The 20,009-nt window shown below is 64.4% G+C and carries 16 protein-coding genes; 10 read left to right on the top strand and 6 right to left on the bottom strand.

Annotated features, from left to right (window positions below; translation table 11 throughout):
* Positions 1-167: 167 nt before the first annotated feature.
* Together RTX79_RS11110 and RTX79_RS11105 are read right to left on the bottom strand one after the other, a co-directional pair.
* A complete protein-coding gene (locus RTX79_RS11110; protein ID WP_042614241.1) occupies positions 168-647 on the bottom strand; it encodes a tRNA (cytidine(34)-2'-O)-methyltransferase in 480 nt (159 codons plus the stop codon).
* 120 nt (positions 648-767) lie between these two features.
* Entirely contained in the window at positions 768-1,241 is a 474-nt protein-coding gene (locus RTX79_RS11105; RefSeq protein WP_312683745.1) for a hypothetical protein, read from the bottom strand.
* A 369-nt stretch (positions 1,242-1,610) separates the two neighbouring features.
* Between RTX79_RS11105 and RTX79_RS11100 the strand changes: the two genes are divergently transcribed.
* Complete coding sequence (locus RTX79_RS11100) at positions 1,611-4,463, top strand: M16 family metallopeptidase (RefSeq protein WP_312683744.1); 2,853 nt, start codon at positions 1,611-1,613, stop codon at positions 4,461-4,463.
* Positions 4,464-4,523: 60 nt separating this feature from the next.
* On the opposite strand, the gene RTX79_RS11095 is transcribed toward RTX79_RS11100, so the two are convergent.
* A complete protein-coding gene (locus RTX79_RS11095; protein ID WP_101101505.1) occupies positions 4,524-5,039 on the bottom strand; it encodes a DUF2059 domain-containing protein in 516 nt (171 codons plus the stop codon).
* 135 nt (positions 5,040-5,174) lie between these two features.
* On the opposite strand from RTX79_RS11095, the gene arfB reads away from it, so the two are divergent.
* The 3 genes from arfB to dcp all read left to right on the top strand — a co-directional run bounded on the left by arfB (position 5,175) and on the right by dcp (position 8,498).
* On the top strand, positions 5,175-5,606 hold the full coding sequence (gene arfB / locus RTX79_RS11090; RefSeq protein ID WP_042614237.1) for an alternative ribosome rescue aminoacyl-tRNA hydrolase ArfB: 432 nt from the start codon (positions 5,175-5,177) through the stop codon (positions 5,604-5,606).
* A 3-nt stretch (positions 5,607-5,609) separates the two neighbouring features.
* Positions 5,610-6,212: a lysophospholipid acyltransferase family protein gene (locus tag RTX79_RS11085; RefSeq protein ID WP_101101503.1), complete on the top strand. Its 603-nt coding sequence runs from the start codon at positions 5,610-5,612 to the stop codon at positions 6,210-6,212.
* 114 nt (positions 6,213-6,326) lie between these two features.
* The gene (dcp, locus tag RTX79_RS11080; protein WP_312683743.1) at positions 6,327-8,498 is read left to right on the top strand and encodes a peptidyl-dipeptidase Dcp; all 2,172 of its coding nucleotides are present in this window, start codon (positions 6,327-6,329) and stop codon (positions 8,496-8,498) included.
* Positions 8,499-8,605: 107 nt separating this feature from the next.
* Here dcp and RTX79_RS11075 read toward each other — a convergent pair whose 3' ends face one another.
* Together RTX79_RS11075 and RTX79_RS11070 are read right to left on the bottom strand one after the other, a co-directional pair.
* Complete coding sequence (locus RTX79_RS11075) at positions 8,606-9,052, bottom strand: 3-dehydroquinate dehydratase (protein WP_309689061.1); 447 nt, start codon at positions 9,050-9,052, stop codon at positions 8,606-8,608.
* 3 nt (positions 9,053-9,055) lie between these two features.
* Positions 9,056-9,457 carry a hypothetical protein gene (locus RTX79_RS11070; RefSeq protein WP_057509256.1) on the bottom strand — a complete coding sequence of 134 codons (402 nt, stop codon included), beginning with the start codon at positions 9,455-9,457 and terminating at the stop codon, positions 9,056-9,058.
* A gap of 206 nt (positions 9,458-9,663) precedes the next feature.
* Here RTX79_RS11070 and lepB point away from each other — a divergent pair, with 206 nt between their 5' ends.
* Positions 9,664-10,290 (top strand): signal peptidase I, encoded by a 627-nt coding sequence (gene lepB / locus RTX79_RS11065; protein WP_312683741.1) that lies wholly within the window; start codon positions 9,664-9,666, stop codon positions 10,288-10,290.
* Between the two features lie 180 nt (positions 10,291-10,470).
* Entirely contained in the window at positions 10,471-11,724 is a 1,254-nt protein-coding gene (locus tag RTX79_RS11060) for an MFS transporter (protein ID WP_312683740.1), read from the top strand.
* Positions 11,725-11,794: 70 nt separating this feature from the next.
* Here RTX79_RS11060 and RTX79_RS11055 read toward each other — a convergent pair whose 3' ends face one another.
* A complete protein-coding gene (locus RTX79_RS11055) occupies positions 11,795-12,703 on the bottom strand; it encodes a LysR family transcriptional regulator (protein ID WP_312683739.1) in 909 nt (302 codons plus the stop codon).
* Positions 12,704-12,812: 109 nt separating this feature from the next.
* Between RTX79_RS11055 and RTX79_RS11050 the strand changes: the two genes are divergently transcribed.
* The 4 genes from RTX79_RS11050 (at position 12,813) to RTX79_RS11035 (ending at position 19,791) form a co-directional block, all read left to right on the top strand.
* A complete protein-coding gene (locus tag RTX79_RS11050; RefSeq protein WP_312683738.1) occupies positions 12,813-15,122 on the top strand; it encodes an RHS repeat protein in 2,310 nt (769 codons plus the stop codon).
* Positions 15,091-15,513, top strand: a complete 423-nt coding sequence (locus tag RTX79_RS11045) for a hypothetical protein (RefSeq protein WP_312683737.1) — start codon at positions 15,091-15,093, stop codon at positions 15,511-15,513. Before RTX79_RS11050 ends, RTX79_RS11045 begins: the two co-directional genes overlap by 32 nt.
* A 13-nt stretch (positions 15,514-15,526) precedes the next feature.
* Positions 15,527-19,372, top strand: coding sequence for an RHS repeat domain-containing protein (locus RTX79_RS11040; protein WP_312683736.1), 3,846 nt, complete (start codon positions 15,527-15,529; stop codon positions 19,370-19,372).
* A gap of 89 nt (positions 19,373-19,461) precedes the next feature.
* The gene (locus RTX79_RS11035) at positions 19,462-19,791 is read left to right on the top strand and encodes a hypothetical protein (RefSeq protein ID WP_312683735.1); all 330 of its coding nucleotides are present in this window, start codon (positions 19,462-19,464) and stop codon (positions 19,789-19,791) included.
* Positions 19,792-20,009 lie beyond the last annotated feature (218 nt).

Genomic DNA, 20,009 nt, shown 5'->3' with positions numbered 1-20,009 from the left:
AGAGGGCCGGGCGGGGAGGGTATGCGGGGCCTTGAGCGGCAGGAGCCGCGAAGAGCTACAGGGACGTACTTGCGCGTGCCCCGCATAGTCTCCCCGCCCGGCCCACCCCCAGCCGCGGCTTCAAACAACAGCCACCCGCGAGGGGGTCCAACCCGTTCGACCCACCCTCACGCCCCGCCGGCAAACCCGTGCTGGCGCCACGCTTCGTACATCACCACCGCCACCGTGTTGGACAGGTTGAGGCTGCGGTTGCCCGGCCGCATCGGCAGGCGCAGGCGGCGGCCATCGGGCAGCGTATCCAGTACATCCTGCGGCAGGCCGCGGCTTTCCGGTCCGAACAGGAAGGCATCGCCGTCTTCGAACGGCACGCTGTCATGGCGGACGCTGGCGCGGGTACTCAGGGCAAACAGGCGGTTCGGTGCGATGCGGGCCAATGCCGTATCCAGGTCCGGGTGCACCTGCAGGCGGGAATACTCGTGGTAATCCAGGCCGGCGCGCTTGAGCTGCTTGTCGTCCAGTGCGAAACCCAAGGGTTCGACCAGGTGCAGGTGCGCGCCGGTGTTGGCGCAAAGACGGATGACATTGCCCGTGTTGGGCGGTATTTCGGGCTGGAACAGCACGACGTGGAACGTGGGGACCTGGCTCATCGACGCAGTGTAATGCGCGGCGCGGTGCTCGGCGGCCTGCCGGGTCCTTGCGGGTAAGGGGACCCGGCGTTCAGGGATGTTTCGAATGACCTGCCATGGCGGTCGGCATGCGCGGCGTACTCACTTGCCAACCAGGACCGAAGCGGTTTCCAGCGCCAGCGCCTGCAGGTCGGTCTGGGTCGGGCGCACGTGCACCACCGGCAGATTGACGATGACGTTGCTGGCAAACGTGGTGGCCGCAGTGGCCAGCGCAACGGTGTAGCGCTCGGCCTGCAGTTCAGCCGCCAGGGCGACCTTCTGTTCCAGGCTGGGGCGGACTTCCACTGCGGCCAGGGTGGTGATCGGCATCGCGGTGGAAGCGGCGATGGCCTGACCGTCGATGCCGGCCAGCTGGTCGGCGCTCGGACGCACCTGCACCGCGGCCAGGGTCGGGATGCCGCTGGCCTGCTCCCAGGCCTGCTGGGCCAGCTGTTCGGCGTCCGGGCGCACCTGCACGGTCTGCAGGGTGCCGATGGACGGGGCGGCCTGCACCGGCGAAACAACCGCGGTACCGGCGATCAGGGCAATGGTGATGGCGAGGATCTTGGTGTTCATGGCGGGACCTGTTTAGTGTGTGTGGGCTGTGGTGTGGTAGTAAGGTAGTACACCAAAACTGGCCTTGCAAGGAGATTGTTCAATTTCCCGGTGTCGTTCAGCTGCAAGTCATATTGGTTCGGTTCGCTTCGTGCCACGGGATAGAGGGAGCAATCGTCGTGCCAAGTTTTTACGTAGGTAATTCAATGAGTTGGAAACAAGGGGCGTGTCCGGTGTCCGGACACTCGTCCGCAGCCGTCCACGCGGACGCTGGCTGCCGCTGCGGAATTGGATGGAGACGGGTCGCTTCTGGCCTGTGACGCTTGGCCGATGCTGGTGGGCCGGTGCACACGGTAGGATCGGGCACCACCTGAATGACAAGGATCCGGAATGCCCTCCCCACTGCGCCCGCGCACTGCCCTGCTTGCCGTAGCCCTCGCCACCGCGCTGGGCGGCCTGGCGCCTGCGCCCCTGATGGCCAAGCCGGCAGCGGCAGCCAAGGTCGACATTCCGTTCGAGCAGTTCACCCTGCCCAACGGCCTGCGCGTGGTGGTGCACACCGACCGCAAGGCGCCGATCGTGGCCGTCAATGTCTGGTACCACGTGGGCAGCAAGGACGAGCCGGCCGGCCGCACCGGTTTTGCGCATCTGTTTGAACACCTGATGTTCCAGCGCAGCGAAAACCACGACGGCGAGTACTTCGAACCCTTCAAGCAGGTCGGTGCCACCGGCCAGAACGGCACCACCAACACCGACCGCACCAACTACTTTGAAAACGTGCCCACCACCGCGCTGGACATGGCGCTGTGGATGGAGTCCGACCGCATGGGCCACCTGCTCGGTGCGATCGACCAGGCCGCGCTGGACGAACAGCGCGGCGTGGTGCAGAACGAAAAGCGCCAGGGCGAAAACCAGCCGTATGGACAGGTGTGGACCCAGCTCAACCGCGCGCTGTATCCGAAGGGCCACCCGTACCACCACAGCGTCATCGGCTCGATGAACGACCTCAACGCGGCCTCGCTGGATGACGTCAAGACCTGGTTCCGGACCTGGTACGGCCCCAACAACGCGGTGCTGGTGCTGGCCGGCGACATCGACCTGGCCACGGCGAAGGAAAAGGCGGCGAAGTATTTCGGCAGCATCCCGGCCGGCCCGAGCATGGCGCAGCCGAAGGTGGACGTGGCGCAGCGTCCCGCCGACAGCCGCGAAGTAATGACCGACAAGGTGCCGCAGGTGCGCATCTACCGTGCCTGGAACGTGGCCCAGGTCGGCACCCGTGACATCGACGAGCTGCAGCTGCTGGGCCAGGTGCTCGGCGGGGCGAAGTCATCGCGCCTGGCCAAGCGCCTGGAGCACGAAGAGAAGCTGGTGGACAACATCAGTGCAGGCGCCTATGCCTCGCAGCTCGGCTCCAACTTCATGGTGATGGCCACGGTGAAGCAGGGCGTCGACCCGGCCCGGGTGGAAGCGATCATCGACGAAGAGATCGATCGCCTGGTTGCCGAAGGCCCGTCGGCCGACGAACTGAGCCGCGCCAAGACCGCCTTCCGTGCCAGCTTCATCCGCGGCATCGAACGCATCGGCGGCTTCGGTGGCAAGGCCGACGCGCTGGCCGAATGCACGGTCTACACCGGTGACCCGGGCTGCTTCCGCGATTCACTGAAGCACATCGATGGTGCCAGCGTGGCCGACCTGCGCGCGGTGGGCGGCAAGTGGCTGGGTACCGGCAGCCACACCCTGGTGGTGGAACCGGGCCAGCGCGTGGCGCTGGAAGAAGAAGCATCGCAGAGCCCGAAGCCGTTCGAACTGCCGGCGGTGGATCCGAAGTACACCACGCTGCCGGCGCAGGTGGACCGTGGCACCGGCGTGCCGCAGACCCGGCAGTTCCCCGAACTGAAGTTCCCCGAGCTGCAGCGCGCCACGCTGAAGAACGGCACGCGGGTGATCCTGGCCGAGCGCCATGAAATCCCGGTGGTGCAGTTCAGCTATCAGTTCCCGGGTGGCTTCAGTGCCGACCAGGACCGCAAGCCGGGCACTGCCAACTTCGCCATGGGGCTGATGACCGAAGGCGCCGGCAAGCTCGGCTCACTGGCCTTCGCCGACGCCGCCGACGCCCTGGGCGCGGACCTGAGTGCATCGGCCGGTCTGGATTTCAGCACCGTGGACCTGTCCGCGCTGAAGGAAAACCTGGCGCCGTCGCTGGGCCTGTACGCCACGCTGCTGCGCCAGCCGCGCTTCGACCAGTCCGAGATCGACCGGGTCAAGGGCAGCTGGATCGCCGGCATCGCGCAGGAAAAGGCCAACCCCACCGCATCGGCGATGCGCGTGCTGCCGCCGCTGCTGTACGGCAAGGGCCACCCGTATGCGATTCCGTTCACCGGCAGCGGTGACGAGGCGGCCATCGCCAGCCTGACCCGCGATGAGCTGGTCGATTTCCACCGCGACTGGCTGCGCCCGGAAGAGGGCACCCTGATCGTGGTGGGTGACACCACGCTGAAGGAAATCGTGCCGCTGTTGAACCGCCAGCTGGGCGACTGGAAGAGCGAAGGCCCGGCACCGAAGGTCAAGGCGGCCGTGGATGTTGCCGTGCCGACCGGCCCGCGCGTGTTCCTGATCGACCAGCCCGGCGCTGTGCAGGCGAACCTGTTCGCCGGCCAGGTGGTGCCGTCTTCGGTGGATCCGGGTTCGGTCCGCTTCGACATCGCCAACGGCGTGCTGGGCGGCGACTTCACCTCGCGCCTGAACATGAACCTGCGCGAGGAAAAGCACTGGTCCTACGGTGCCCGCAGCAGCGCCAGCAACACTGTCGGCCAGCGGCCGTGGATGGCGATGGCCCCGGTGCAGATCGACAAGACCGGTCCGGCGCTGGCGGAAATGCGCAAGGAAATCGCCGAGTTCGCTGCTGGCCAGAAGCCGGCGACCGCGGCCGAAGTGCAGCGCATCCGCAACATCCAGACCCTGAGCCTGCCGGGTGCATATGAGACGGCGAGTTCGGTGCTGGGCACGATCGGCAGCCTGGTGCAGTTCCAGCGCCCGGATGACTACGTGTTCCAGCGCAAGGCGGCCATTGAGGCGATGACCCCGGCGCAGGTGCAGGAAGCAGCGTCGGCGATCAAGCCGGAATCGCTGACCTGGGTGGTGGTCGGCGACCTGAAGCAGACCGAAGCGCCGGTGCGCGCGCTGAAGCTGGGCGAGGTCAGCATCATCGATGCCGACGGCAACCCGGTGAAGCCCGCCAAGTAAGGGCAGCGGGCCCAGGTAGTGACGGCCGCTGGCCGTCACGCCTCTCCACCCACCACACCGTTACTTCTTCGTCGGCTCGTTGACGATCGCTTCCAGGTCCTTCTGCAGGTCCGCGAACAGCGGCTGCATGCGCGCCTGGATGGCCACCATCACGTTCTGCATCAGGGCCGGGGTCTTGTCGAGCAGGCTCTGCCCGGCCGAACTCTCGTAGAACTCGGCCATCGCCAGCACGTCTTCCTTGCTGAAGGTCTGCTTGTACAGGTCCACGTACATCGGCCGCAGCTGCTGCCAGGACAGCGCCTGGCGCAGGGTCTGCGCGGTGCGCGCCTGGATCCGCTGCAGCTGCTCCTGCTGCTGCGGGGTCAGCTGGCGCTGCTGGGTGACCTGCTCGAACTGCTGGCGCTGCATGGTCTCGATCTGCGGCAGCATCGAATCCAGCATGGCCTGCGCGCGCGAGGCCGACAGCAGGCGGTTGATGTCCCCATCGGTGGGCGGCGCGGCCAGCGCAGGAACGGACGCAAGGGCAAGCGCCAGCAGCAGGGCGGTGCGGTGCAGGCGGCGGGAAATGCGGATCATGCGGACGTCCTTCGGGGAAGATGCCGCCAGCATACCGCCCGCGTTGGCGAAGGCGACGTGTTGGGGACCTGATCGCGGTGGAACGGCTCGCGATACCGACAGCCAACCGTCACCGGCTACCGTTACAATGCGCCCATGGGTATTGGTCCAGTCGTCATCTCCGCGCAGCTTGTGATCCCCGACGATGAACTCGTCGAGCGGTTCGTGCGTGCCAGTGGCGCCGGCGGCCAGAACGTCAACAAGGTATCGACGGCGGTGGAGCTGCGTTTCGACCTGGCAGGCTCGCCGTCGCTGCCCGAGCCATTGCGTGCGCGCCTGCTGGTGCGCCGCGACCGGCGCGTGACCGGCGAAGGCGTGCTGGTCATCGACGCGCAGCGTTTCCGTACCCAGGACCGCAATCGCGAGGATGCGCGCGAGCGGCTGGCCGAGTTCATCCGGGCAGGGCTGAGCGTGCCCAAGCCACGCAAGGCCACCAAACCAACCTACGGGTCGACCCTGCGTCGCCTGGACGCCAAGAAAGGCCGCGCGCAGGTCAAGCGCGGCCGCACAACCCGCAACTGGGAGTAAGCCTTGAACCATCCTTCGCCGCTGCTGCCACCCGTGCCGCCCAACATGCCGCAGGTCAAGCCGAATGCCTTCATCCGCTGGATCGCGCGCAGCGCGCTGCGCCTGCGCGGCTGGAAGGTGGTCGGCACCCTGCCCGACGTGCCCAAGGTGGTGATGATCATCGCCCCGCATTCGTCCAACTGGGATGGGTACTGGGGCATGGCAGTGAAGCTGGCGCTGGGCCTGGACGTGCGCGTGCTGGGCAAGGCCTCGCTGTTCTGGTGGCCGCTGGGCCCGCTGCTGCGCAAGCTGGGGGTGATCCCGCTGGACCGCAGCTCGCCGCAGGGCACGGTGGAACAGGCGGTGGCGGTGATCCGCCGTTCGGAAAAGATGTGGTACGCCATCACCCCGGAGGGCACCCGCAAGAAGGTGACCCACTGGAAGGCCGGCTTCCTGAAGATCGCGCGGATGGCCGACGTGCCGATCCTGGCCGCGTACTTCCACTACCCGGACAAGACCATCGGCTTCGGGCCGCTGTTCCACGCCACCGGCAATGACGCCGCCGACATGGCCAGCATCCGCGAGTACTACCGGCCGTGGATCGGCAAGACTCGCGGCACGGTCTGAGCGGCCACAGCGCGGCAGCGCAGGCGCCACGTCCGGCACATGCCGCCCCAGCGCCGTGGGAGTAGGCTGGAAGGCTGGCGGTCGGTCCCGATCGCCCCTCTAGGAGCCTTTTGCATGTCGCGTACCGTCATCCTGGCCGCCGCCATCAGCCTGGCGCTGGCTGCCTGTTCCGGCAAGGAGTCCACCCCCGTGTCCGAAGCCCAGAACGCCCCGGCCCAGCAGCCGGCCGATGCCTCCACCAATCCGCTGCTGAGCGCGAGCACGCTGCCGTTCCAGGCACCGCCGTTCGACAAGATCCAGGACAGCGATTACCTGCCGGCCTTCGAAGAAGGCATGCGCCAGCACCTGGCCGAAGTCCGCGCCATCGCCGATTCGAGCGAGCCGGCCACCTTCGACAACACCATCGTGCCGATGGAGCGGGGCGGTGAAACGCTGACCCGCGTCTCGCGCATCTTCTTCGGCCTGGTGCAGGCCGATACCAACGATGCGCGGCAGAAGATCCAGGAAGAAGTGGCGCCGAAGCTGGCCGCCCACCAGGACGAGATCAACCTGGACCCGAAGCTGTTCGCCCGGGTGAAATCGCTGTACGACCAGCGCGCCTCGCTGGGCCTGGATCCGGTGCAGACGCGCCTGGTGGAGCATTACTACGATGGCCTGGTGCGCGCCGGCGCCCAGCTCAACGACGCCGACAAGGCCAGCCTGCGCAAGCTCAACGTGGAAGAAACCACGCTGTCCACGCAGTTCCACACCCGCCTGGTCGCGGCCACTGCCGCCGCCGCCGTGGTGGTGGATGACAAGGCCAAGCTGGCCGGCCTGAGCGAAGATGCGATCAACACCGCCTCCGCCGATGCCACCGCGCGCAAGCTTGAAGGCAAGTTCCTGCTGCCGCTGCAGAACACCACCCAACAGCCGGTGCTCGGTTCGCTGAGCGACCGTGAACAGCGCGCCGCCGTGCTGGAAGCATCGGAAACCCGCGCCCAGCGCGGCGATGCCAACGACACCCAGCAGACCGTGCAGCGCCTGGCCCAGCTGCGTGCGCAGAAGGCCAAGCTGCTCGGCTTCGCCACCTACGCCGATTACAACCTCGGCGACCAGATGGCCAAGACCCCGGCCGCTGCGCTGAAGCTGCTGACCGATACCGTGCCGGCCGCCACCGCCAAGGCACGCGCCGAAGCCGCGGACATCCAGAAGGTCATCGACGCGCAGCATCCGGATGCAAAGACGGGCGCCTTCAAGCTGGCCGCTTCGGATTGGGACTTCTATGCCGAGCAGGTGCGCAAGGCGAAGTACGACCTGGACGAATCGCAGATCAAGCCGTATTTCGAACTGGACAACGTGCTGCAGAACGGCGTCTTCTACGCCGCCACCCAGCTGTACGGCATCACCTTCAAGCCGCGTACCGACATCCCGACCTACCACGCGGACATGAAGGTGTACGAGGTGTTCGACAAGGACGGTACCTCGCTGGCGCTGTTCTACACCGACTACTTCAAGCGTGACAGCAAGTCCGGTGGCGCCTGGATGGACGTGTTCGTCGAACAGGACGGCCTGACCGGTGCCAAGCCGGTGGTCTACAACGTGTGCAACTTTACCAAGCCGGCCGCGGGCCAGCCGGCGCTGCTGAGCTTCGACGACGTCACCACGCTGTTCCATGAGTTCGGCCACGCGCTGCACGGCATGTTCTCCAACGTGAAGTACCCGTCGATCGCCGGCACCGCCACCTCGCGCGATTTCGTCGAGTTCCCCTCGCAGTTCAACGAACACTGGGCGCTGGACCCGAAGGTGTTCGCCAACTACGCCAAGAACTACAAGACCGGCGAGCCGATGCCGCAGGAGCTGGTCGACAAGATCCTCAAGGCCCGCAGCTTCAACCAGGGCTATGCCACCACCGAATACCTGTCGGCGGCGCTGCTCGACCTGGCCTGGCACACCCAGAAGGCCGATGCACCGCTGCAGGACGTGGGCAAGTTCGAGGCGGCGGCGCTGAAGAAGTTCAACGTGGACCTGGCGCAGGTGCCGCCGCGTTACCGCACCAGCTACTTCGACCACATCTGGGGTGGCGGTTATTCGGCCGGCTACTACGCCTATTTCTGGGCTGAAGTGCTGGACCACGATGCCTTCCAGTGGTTCAAGGAGAACGGCGGCCTGACCGCCGCCAACGGCCAGCAGTTCCGCGACAAGGTGCTCTCGCGCGGCAACAGCGTGGAGCTGAGCCAGCTCTACCGCGATTTCCGCGGCAAGGACCCGTCGGTGGAACCGCTGCTCGAGTTCCGCGGCCTGAAGTGAGTTGAACGAACGGCGGGGGAAACCCCGCCGTTTTCCGTTGCGCGTGCCGGGGTGCCCGACGGGGTCAGAGTCCTTCCCCGACGCATCCCGCAGACGTCCGCCAGCGCTCAGGTTCCTACGTGCACGCGCTCGGCGCGCTCGGCCAGCCCCAGGTGATCCAGCGCGATGTCCAGCGCCAGTACATAGCTCTGCGCCCCGTAACCGGCCGCGATACCCAGCCGCTGGCCGATGCCATCGGGCAACCACGGCTCGGCCACCGCGCCGTCGTCGTGTACTTCCACGTACGCGTTATGCAGGTGCGGCAACAACCGCTGCAGCCGCATGCTGTGCGCGCAGGCACCTGGATCCAGCAGGGTCACCTCACCGCGCGCATGGTCGGCCACGCGCAGCGCATCCAGCAGTTCCTGTTCGGACCCGCAGGCACGGATCGCCACGCTGGTGCCGGCATCCACCGCGCGGTGCACCAGCGTTTTCAGCACCAGCGCAGGCAGCGGCTCGGCGGTGCGGACCAGGGCACCGGATGCTTCCGGGCCACGGATGATGAAGATCGACATGGCTCAGCCTCCCTGCGCCAGGCGGTGGCCCACGATGGCCAGCGACAGCGGATAGCCCGCCTCCTGCCCACGCTGGTCCACCACCACCGCAGCCGGTGCATGCTGCAGTTTCAGGCGGATTTCCAACCCCGGGTCACGCGCACCCTGCAACTCGATGTAAGGCGCCGGCAGGCGTTCCAGCGCCGTCCCCAGCGCCGCCGATTCGCCATCCCATTGCGCGTCGTCCGCCGTGCCGACATCCAGCACCACCCAATCTGCCCGCAGCGCTTGTGGCTCGCACAGGCATTCACGCACGCCGGCCAAGGTCGTGCAGGACGTACACAGCACGCGATGGCCGGCCAGCTGCGCGGGCAGCACCGGCAGTGGCTGCGATGCAGCCGCGTGGCGGATCACCAGGATGGTCATGCAACACCTACCAGAAAGCGCCCCAGGCGCGGTAGGCACACGATGCGCGCAGCGCCCATAAAGCCGCCATGGCGCGCGCCGCGACCGCGCGTAAATTCTCCGTAGCGGCCGGGTCAGAGTCCGGGGTCTGACCCCTTTTTTGCAGCCGCATGGAACCGAACCGCCCTTCCCACGGTCTTACCCCCACACCTCCCCGGAGCTTCGCCATGGATGCCATCGCCCGCCCCCCCGTTACCCAGCGCGCCCTGCACTGGTTGAGGAAGGAAGCCCTGCCGCTGCTGGTGATGCTTGGCCTGCTGGCCGCCGCGCGCGACACCTTGGCCAACCATTACGTGGTGCCCAGCGGTTCGATGCAGCCCACCCTGGAACCGGGTGACCGCGTGGTGGTGGACATGCGCGCGTATGGCCTGCGCCTGCCGTTCACCCAGCACGCGCTGATGGACGTGGGTGCGCCGCAGCGTGGCGAAGTGGCGGTGTTCGATTCCCCCGCCGATGGCACCCGGCTGATCAAGCGCGTGGTGGCCGTGGCGGGTGACCGGGTGGACGTGCGCAGCGGCCATCTCAGCATCAATGGCCAGCCGCTGCAGCAGGCCGGCAACCCCGCCGCCGAACAGTTCGGCACACGCACCGCGCAGCTTGGCCTGGACATGGGCGGCGGCCCGGACGTGGATGGCGTGGTGGTGCCGGCCGGCAAGCTGCTGGTCATGGGCGACCATCGCGGCAACAGCTTCGACGGCCGCTTCTTCGGCTTCGTCGATGCCGAAAAGGTCTACGGCAAAGCCGTGGCCGTCTACTACCGCCGCGGCGAAGGCCTGGAGTGGCTGCACCTGTGACGGCCAGGGAGTGAGGGTTCGGTAGTGACGACCGCTGGTCGTCAGCCCTTGCCCTTTTGTCGCCATCCATATGCAAAACATATCAATCCGTACCCATCAGGTTATGGATCGACTCGATGCAGGGGGATAGCCTGATACCACCCCCACACCCCGGCCGTCTCCGCCGGCCATCCCGATCCCATGAACGGCGATACCGCGGCCGCCCTTGAGCGCCGCATCCCCCTCGACACGCCGACCGGCGCACCGGCGGCCGCCACCCACATCGAACAAGGCACGCCCGCGTTCCGGCGTACCGCGGTGGCGCTGTTCCTGGCTGGTTTCTCCACCTTCGGCCTGCTGTACACCGTGCAGCCGCTGCTGCCCGAGTTCAGCCGCCACTTCGGCGTGTCCGCCGCCAACAGCGCACTGGCGCTGTCGCTCAGCACTGGCCTGCTGGCGGTGATGATGCTGATCGCCGGCCTGGTGTCCGACCGCGTCGGCCGCCGCAACGTGATGATCACCGCGCTGCTGGCCTCCACCGTGCTGTCCGCTGCCAGCGCGTTGGTGACCGACTGGACCACGATGCTGGTACTGCGCGCGCTGCTCGGCGTGGCGCTGAGCGGCGTGCCGGCGGTGGCGATGACCTATCTGGTGGAGGAAATGGACAGCCGCGCGATGGGCCTGGCGATGGGCCTGTACATCGGCGGCAACGCGGTGGGCGGCATGAGCGGGCGCTTGATCGCCGGCATCATCGCCGACCACTGGGGCTGGCGCTGGGGTATCGGCGTGGTATCGCTGATCGCCGTCGCCAGCACGCTGCTGCTGTGGATGCAGCTGCCGCCCTCGCGGCACTTCCAGAGCCGTCGCGGTGGGCTGCGCCAACTACCCTCACGCTGGCGCCAGCTGTTCGCCGATCCCGGCCTGCCGTGGCTGTTCGCCACCGCGTTCCTGCTGATGGGCGTGTTCGTCACCACCTACAACTACCTGGGCTACCACCTGCTGGCACCGCCCTATCGCCTCAGCCAGACCGTGGTCGGATTGATCTTCAGCGTGTACCTGGTGGGCACGTTCAGTTCGGCATGGATGGGCCAGCAGGCGATCCGCCATGGCCGCGGCCGCGTGCTGTCGATCAGCTACGCCCTGATCATCGCCGGGATCGTGCTGCTGGTGATGCCGTGGCTGTGGACGATGGCGATCGGCATCGCGCTGGTGACGTTCGGCTTCTTCGGCGGCCATTCGGTGGCCAGCAGCTGGGTCGGCAGCCGTGCCGGCGCGATCCGTGCTGAAGCATCCGCGCTGTATCTGTTCTCTTACTACCTGGGTTCCAGCGTGCTGGGCGCGGTGGGCGGACTGGCCTACACCGCGTGGGATTGGGTCGGCGTATGTGCGTTTACCGGCGTGCTTACCCTTATCGGTGCAGGTATCGCCTGGAGCCTGTGGCGCCGCCCGCTTTGAGAGGTAGTGACGGCCGCTGGCCGTCAATCGCATCGGGCGGTTGAACGTGGTTGACGGCCAGCGGCCGTCACTACCGACCGAACTCCGCCTGCAGCAGCGCGGTGAAATTGCGGATCAACGGCGTCACTCCTTCCCGTCGCCACACCAGCTGCACTTCCGAATGCGCACCCTGATCGCCCAGCGCCACGAAGCACGCGCCCTCGATCTGGATGTGGTCGCATGACGACGGCAAAATCGCCGCGCCCAATCCCGCCGCCGCCAGGCTGATCAGCGTGGACGCCTCACCGGCCTCCTGCACGATGCGCGGCGTGAACCCCGCCGCCGCGCACAGCGCGATCATCTGGTCGTGGATGCCGGCGCCGACGCTGCGGTGGAAGCCGACGAACGGTTCGTGCGCGAACTGCTGCAATGGCAACACCGTGCGGGCCGGATCACGCCCGCGCAGCGCAGGGTGATCGCGATGCAGCACCAGCGCCAGCGGATCGGTGAACAGGCTGTGCGCCACCAGTTCCGGCGGCAGCACACGCTTGCGGATGATGCCCACATCCAGCCGGTTTTCCAGCAGCGCATCGATCTGCTGCAGGGTGTTCATCTCGCGCAGCTGCAAGCGCACCTGCGGGAAACGCTCGCGGTAACCGAAGATGGCGCGAGGAATCTGCGGCACCAGCGGCGTGGCGCGGGTCAGGCCGATGTGCAGCTCGCCCTGCTCGCCGCGCTGCACCCGCTGCACCTCGTCCACGGCCGCGTCCACCTGCTGCAGGATCGCGCGGGCCTTCGCCTGCAGCAGCGCACCGGCTTCGGTCAGCTCCACCCGCCGATGGCTGCGCACGAACAGCTGCGCGCCGAGCAGTTGTTCCAGCTGACGGATCTGCTGGCTCAGCGGTGGCTGTGACATGCCGAGCCGCTCGGCGGCCTGGCCGAAGTGCAGGGTGTCGGCCACGGCGAGGAAGTAGCGGAGATGGCGGAGTTCGATAGACATGGGGGGATTGTAGAGACGTCGCGGGAGCTCTCTGAGCAAGCACACGGGGGACTTGACCAAAGTGAACGGATAGTGAATATTCGCTCCGCTGACAACAGGGGAAGCAAGGATGCAGATCGAGTCAAAGGATCGCCGGAAGGCGGCCGCTGGCGGTGCGCGCGTGGCTGTCATCGCCGCACTGTTGATACAGGCTGCCGGCCTCGCGCATGGACAAACCATGCAGCCCTACCAGGAATACGACAAGCGCCTGCGCTCCGCCGAACAGGTCGGTGCCCTTACCTCGGACCTGTTCGGGGATTCGGTCAACGTCTACGACCAGAGCGTCACGTTCCAGCAGACAGATATAGACGTCCCGGGCACCAATGCATTGCCGGTACGGCTGACCCGGAAACTTTCTGTGCGCCCGCAACCTGCGACGATCGCGCCACAACCGTACGGTGGGGCAGGCGACTGGGATATTGATGTCCCCTACATCTCGGGCGTCTTCGATTCCGCCTATGGATGGAATACGGGCAGCAGTGGTCAGGCCCAAGCGCGTTGCAGTGACACGTTCTACCCACGAACCACGCCGCCCCATCAGATTGAAGACATCTGGTCAGGCTATTCGGTGAACCTGCCAGGGGAAGGCGCGCGCTCGTTGATTGGCCTGCCACCGTCATCATTCAAGCCAGCCAACGGCCAGGGCAACGTCTGGACCACCAGCTCGCTGGATGCGGTCAGCTGCACGCCAATGCTCTCCGGTTATCCAGGCGAGGGCTTCATCCTGCAGACCACTGACGGCATTACATACACCTTCGACGTGGGTACGACGCGCAACGTGGGTGCGATGGGGCAGGACGGTGCTGTTGGAAAGTCTCGACCGCGTGTAGAAGTCTACCTGCTCGCCAGTCGCATCCAGGACCGCTTCGGCAATTCCGTCACACTCAGCTATAACGCTGCGGGCCACCCGACCGCCATTACCGGCAGCGACGGCCGATCCATCACGTTGCAGTACGCAAATGGACGCCTTGCCAGCGCTTCATCACATGGCCGCATTTGGAACTACGCCTACACCAGCAGCGCGCTGCTGCAGCGGATTACCCAACCTGACGCAGCCACATGGGAGCTCACTCACCTGTCCGAGCGGCGGATCTCCTACGAGATCTGGCGCGAAGATCCCGGCCCTGGCTGTGGCAATGTCGCGCCACTGCGCGAGCAGACATTTTCGCTGCAGATGAAGCACCCGTCATCGGCTGTAGCAACCTTCCGTTTTGACCACCAGCGCCGCTATCGAAATGGGGTGCCTGCCGTGCTGTGCGTAGCGGAATCCAGCGGCGGAATGGGCGCAACGATTCTGCATCGTCTTGCCGTCCCCAATTACTTCGATGTCTATGGCCTGACGGAGAAGACGATCGAAGGCCCGGGTATCCCGTCGCCGCTGCGCTGGTTCTACGAAGACGTATCCGGAGGCGGTGAGCTATGGTCGGGCAACGTACCGCCCTGCACCACCTGCGTCGCCTCAAAGGCCGTGACGATCCACCAACCGGACGGAAGCCGCGTCACCGAAAGCTACGGTGTGGTCTATTCCCTCAACGAAGGCAAACTGTTGGCACGCAGCGTCGCGGCGGCCAGCGGCGCGGTGCTTGAAAGCCAGAACCTGACCTATGTCAGCACGGCGCAGGTCAGCGGCATGCCCTTCCCCGATCGCTACGGCTCGCGCTGGGGCGGAAACGACGAGTCGTCTGTGCTGGTTCGCCCGCTGCTGCAGAAAGAAGTCGTCCGGGATGGCGTAACGATGACGTGGTCGGTCAACTCGTTCGACGCCAAGGGCAGGCCGCTGCAGGTCAGCCGAGGCAGCAGCCTGGGGGATAGCCGGACTGACACCACGACCTACTACGACGACGCCTCACGCTGGGTGCTCGGGCAGACCGCCAGCACCACCAACAACAACACCGGCTTGGTGGAATCACAGACGTCGTTCAATGCTCTGGCACTTCCAGAACAGCAACGTCAGTTCGGCAAGGTGACGCAGACCCTCACCTACCATGCTGATGGAAGCCTGGCGAGTGCAGCGGACGGTCGCGGAAATGTGACCACACTCAACAACTGGAAACGCGGTACGCCGCAGTCGATCGGTTTCCCCGACGGTACGTCCATCAGCGCAACTGTCAATGACAGTGGCTGGATCACCAACGTCGTCAACGAACTCGGGTACCAGACCAGTTACGGTTACGACGCGATGGGTCGGATGAGTACCACGACCTACCCAAGCGGTGACACGAACGAATGGAATGCCACGGTGCAGAAATTCGAGCGCGTCACCGCAGTCGAACACGGCATAGCCGCTGGACACTGGCGCTTGACCACAACCTTCGGGCAACCGCAGGAAGCTCACCTACTTCGACGCCATGTGGCGTCCCTTGGTGACGCGCGAGCATGACACCAGCAACATAACCGCCACCGATCGGTACCAGCGCTTCAGCTACGACCACGCGGGTCGCGCGATATTCCAGTCCTATCCTGGATCCACCGCCTCGCTGACTGCAGGCAACTGGAGTGAGTACGACGCCCTCGGCCGCCTGACGTCATCGTCGGGTGACAGTGAGTTGGGCTTGTTGACCACAGTGACCGAGTACCTGCCCGGCATGGATGTGCGCATGACCAGTCCGCGCGGAGACCGGTCCATCACCCATCACCAGGTCTTCGACACACCCAGCTACCAGAGCCCGATATCCATCGAACAGCCTGCAGCGGGTGAGCCGGGTATCCGGACGCGTGTAGTGCGTGATGTGTTGGGCAAGCCGACGCGCATCGTGCGCGAATCATTCTGAGACCGGGACGTCCATGAATCGCAACTACTCGAATGTGCCGCGCATGGCTCGGATTCTCTGTGCGCTTTCCCTGCTGTTGGCGGGTTGGTCGGCAACCGCCTGCGAAACCGAGGTGCCCCGTCGCGTGGCCGGTCCAGCGACTACCTTGGCCATCCCGAATCCGTGCCCGACCGATCCTCCTGAGGAACCGCTCGAAGTTCTCTCCGCGCGATTTGTTGGCCAGTCCGTGCCGACACAGATGATCGTTGGGCAATCCTACGCGGTGAGCCTGACCTTCCGGAACAATGGCGCGACGCCTTGGCAGGTTGGCCAGAACTTCAATCTCGGCTCCCAGTTGCCGGGTGACAACACCCGTTGGGGCCTGGGGCGCGTCGCGGTTCCGAGCTACGTTCAGTATGACCAGCATGTTACCTTCAACTTCACGGTCACTGCGCCAACTCAACCCGGCACGTATGACTTCCAGTGGAAGATGGTCCAGGATGGCGTGACATGGTTTGGGCTGGCATCGCTGCCTACCCGGATCACCGTCATCGGTTCCGCCATCAAGGGGAATATTGATGGCGTAACGGGCACGCATGTCAAAGGCTGGGCGTGTTCTCGATATATCGAGGGCCCTATCGACGTGCATCTGTACGTCGGTGGCGGCGCAGGCCAAGGTACGGGCGTCAACAGCACGCGCGCCGACCAGCCCGGTGAGGCCGCCATCGCAGCGGAGTGCGGAACGCAGAGCAGTGCTCACCGGTTCCTGATACCGCTACCGCCTCACGTAGTAATCAATAGTCCGAACAGCCCGATATACGTTCATGGCATCTCGCCGGTTGGCGCAGCGAACTCGCTCATCGGCGCCTCCGGTGTCCACCGGGTGCCTTACAACCGCTTGCCCACCATCAGCATGACTTCGCCGAACGAAGGCGCAGTTGTGGGTGAGGGCAATCCGATCGTGCTGAAGGCAACGGCATCGGATCCTGATGACGGGGTGGCTCAGGTTACCTTCTGGGGCGATGGACAGCAGTTGGGATCCACCTCGCCACCCAACCACACCTACAACTGGTACACCGTACCGGGCGACCACAGTGTTCGCGCCTACGTCAGTGATACTCGTGGTCAGGGTGTCTACAGCGCAACCAGAAACGTCCACGTGTCACGCGTCATCGGCGCAGTTACCAGTATGAACAGTGGCGTCATACGGGGTTGGGCATGCTCAACACGGGCCGCAACCTCGGTAGGTGTCCACCTCTACGTGGGGGGACCGGCGGGTGTCGGCACCTACGCAGCAGAGGCGACCGCCAACATCGCAAGCAGTGATGAGGTGAACGCGCGCTGCGGAGCGGGTACTAACCACAATTTCAGCATCACCCCGTCTGCAGCGGTCTTGGCCGAACACGCGGGTAAGCCTATCCATGTACATGGCATTTCGCGCTTCGGCGGCCCAAACCATCTCCTGGATGGCTCGGGTAACTTCACGCTCCGCGCCAATCAGGCGCCAATCGCACGCATTACCTCGCCGAGTGCGGGAGCGATCCTGCCCCATCCGGGCAACGTGCTGTTCACTGCCGATGCGTCCGATCCGGATGGCGCGCTGTCCCAGGTGCAACTGCTGCTGAACGGTACTGCTGTCGCAACGCTGACGGCACCTCCCTATCAGTACCAGCTGACCGATCTCCCCGTCGGCACGCACACTCTTCGCGCAATCGCCAAAGATGCACGCAGCGCGACGGGGAGCCACCAGATCACCATCAAGGTTGAGCAGGGGCAGGCACCGAGCAGCGTCGCGCGGCAGTACGTGTACGACCCGCAGCAACAGTTGTGCAAGGTCATCGAGCCGGAAACGGGGTCGACGGTCATGGACTACGATGCCGGCGGAAACCTCATCTGGTCTGCAGCCGGCTTGAACCTCCCCAGCGCTACCAGTTGCGACCGGGACGCAGCCCGGACATCCGGACGTCGCGTGGATCGCACGTACGACGCCCGCAATCGTCTTTTGACGCTCACATTCCCTGACGGAAACGGCAACCAGCAGTGGCAGTACACGCCGGACGGCCTGCCCGCGCAGGTGACAACGTGGAACGAAGGCGGGGCCAACACCGTCGTCAATACCTACACGTACAACAAGCGCCGGTTGCTGATCGCCGAGACAGTGAGCGTGAACGGAGGCGCTCCCGTGGCCGTGGGCTACAGCTACGACGCCAACGGTAGCATGGCGGGTCAGGCGCGTCCGGGCGGGCTGTCCTTGCAGTACCAGCCCAATGCATTGGGCCAGCCAACACAGGTGCGTGATACGAGTGGTCAGGTATATGCGCAGACCATCACCTGGCATCCGGGTGGCTCTCTGGCGCGGCTGCAGTACGGCAATGGCGTGCAGCATCAGACGGTACTCAATGCGCGGCAGTTCCCTGCTCAATTGCGGGATAGCGGTGCGCTGGCACTGAACTATGCGTACGACGCGAACGGAAACGTCATTGCGATCCTTGACCAGCAGCAGGGTACGTCCAAGGACGTTCGGATGCAGTACGACGGGCACAATCGGTTGGTTCAGGCTACCTCTGCCGGCTTTGGTGGTGATGGGCAGTTCCGTTACCGGTATGACGTGCTGGACAATCTGGTCAGCAGCCACCTGGGCGGGGTCAAGGCACATAACTACTGGTATGACGCCAAGAACAGGTTGACCAACGTGCGCGACGATAGCGGGGCGACCACGATTGGCCTCACCTACGACGTGCAGGGCAACCTGGCTAACCGGAACGGGCAGTTGCATACGTTCGACTTTGGTAACCGGCTGCGCGAGGTGCCTGGTATCGAACGCTATCGCTATGACGCGCATGGAAGGCGGGTAACCGCCACCGATGCGAATGGACAACGATTGTTCTCGCTATATGGGAGCGATGGGACGCTGTTGCACGAGCAGCGACGCGATCGCGGCACCATGGATTACATCCACTTGGGCAAGCGGTTGCTGGCCACCCGCAGCAACGGCGTGGTGACCTGGCAGCACAACGACGCGTTGGGTAGTCCGGTAGTGACGACGAACGGCGCTGGCGCGGTGGTGGAGCGGAAGCAGTTCGAGCCGTATGGTGCTTCAGTGGGTGCGGCGACGGACGGCTTGGGGTATACCGGGCACGTGATGGATGCAGGTACCGGGCTGACTTACATGCAGCAGCGGTATATGGATCCGGTGCTGGGTGTGTTTCTGAGTGTTGATCCGGTCACGGCTTATGGTGATCCGGTGGGACAGTTCAATCGTTATAGGTACGGAAACTCAAATCCATTCACTCTCTCAGATCCAAATGGAATGCAGGCGGCCTGTGGCAAGGACACGGCCTGCCGGCTTGATCAGGGGGATAGAGGAGGTTCAACCGGCGATATTCGTGGTGCCTCGACGAGTGGTGCATTGCGCTTAAGGTCGCAGGCCGCGCGAAGTGATCACGAGTATAAAATTGGTCGGACGCAGCTGTGTGAAGTTGGCGCTGACGGTTGCAACATGGAAAACGCCATGTCAGTAGTGGATAAATTTTCCGTGCCATTTATTTATGGACCAGAATCCGGCCTCCAGATTCTGCCCCCTTTCGAGGACCCGATCTATCATACGGTTGACGCTACACAAAACAGGATAGTCAACTCAACTCTTAAAGGTCATACTTTCCATCCTGGAAAGGTTGTTCACCAGCTTTCATACGGGACGGATCGAGTATTTGATTTGGGAAAATTAACTTTTATCGAAAGAAAATATATCTATCTGACGACTATCGGGTCCGGATCGGGTCGCTGGCCCGGATTGAATAATATCGCAGGCTTCGTCCTATTTGGGGCTACTCACGCCCAAGCGCAGGCGGGCATGAAGAGGATCGCCAAGCAGCCATGAATATCACTTTCCGGATGATATTGATTTTCTTAATCTTAATTTGCGTTGGATGTAAATCAATTCCTCCGACTCTGCAGGGTCGGTTATGCATGAATCCGGCTCTGTATGACCAGATGATAGCGGCGCTTGACGAAGCGCTGGCCGAGTTCGGAATGGAGAAGGGATTTTCGGATATGGAAGATCTATTGGAGCGCCCAGTTCTTCTTGTTTTTTATGCTCCTAAAGCGGATAGTTGGACCCCCTTGGTGCTTAGTGATGTAAAGGCCGTAGGTGCTGTAGATGTTTGGATATTTCATCAAAATTTTAAATCTCCTGACGAATATAATAATTTTGTTAAGGTTGTTACAGATAGGCTGAGGCGCTTTGGATCTTTGGAGTTGACCACTTATCCCGTCGAAGCTCCCTGCCCTGCAAACTAGCTTGCAAGTCGTAAAGGTCTACTGAGCCAGGTGCGGTTTGAGTGACGCCATAGAGTCTTCATTGCTTCCGCCGTTGGCCGGCATATTTTACGTACTGGCCGTGTGTCTCTAGTGCGGATGGGACCGTGCGGCCGGGGTATTACCGGCTCCATGCGCGCTTCAGTCGGATCCCGCCGCTTGAGATTGGCGAGGGTGTGGTGCCGCCGGTGGTTGTTGCG

This window comes from Stenotrophomonas chelatiphaga, assembly GCF_032054965.1.
Lineage (GTDB): Bacteria > Pseudomonadota > Gammaproteobacteria > Xanthomonadales > Xanthomonadaceae > Stenotrophomonas > Stenotrophomonas chelatiphaga.
Note: the sequence above shows the minus strand (reverse complement) of the source record. Positions and strands in the feature narration are given on the sequence as shown.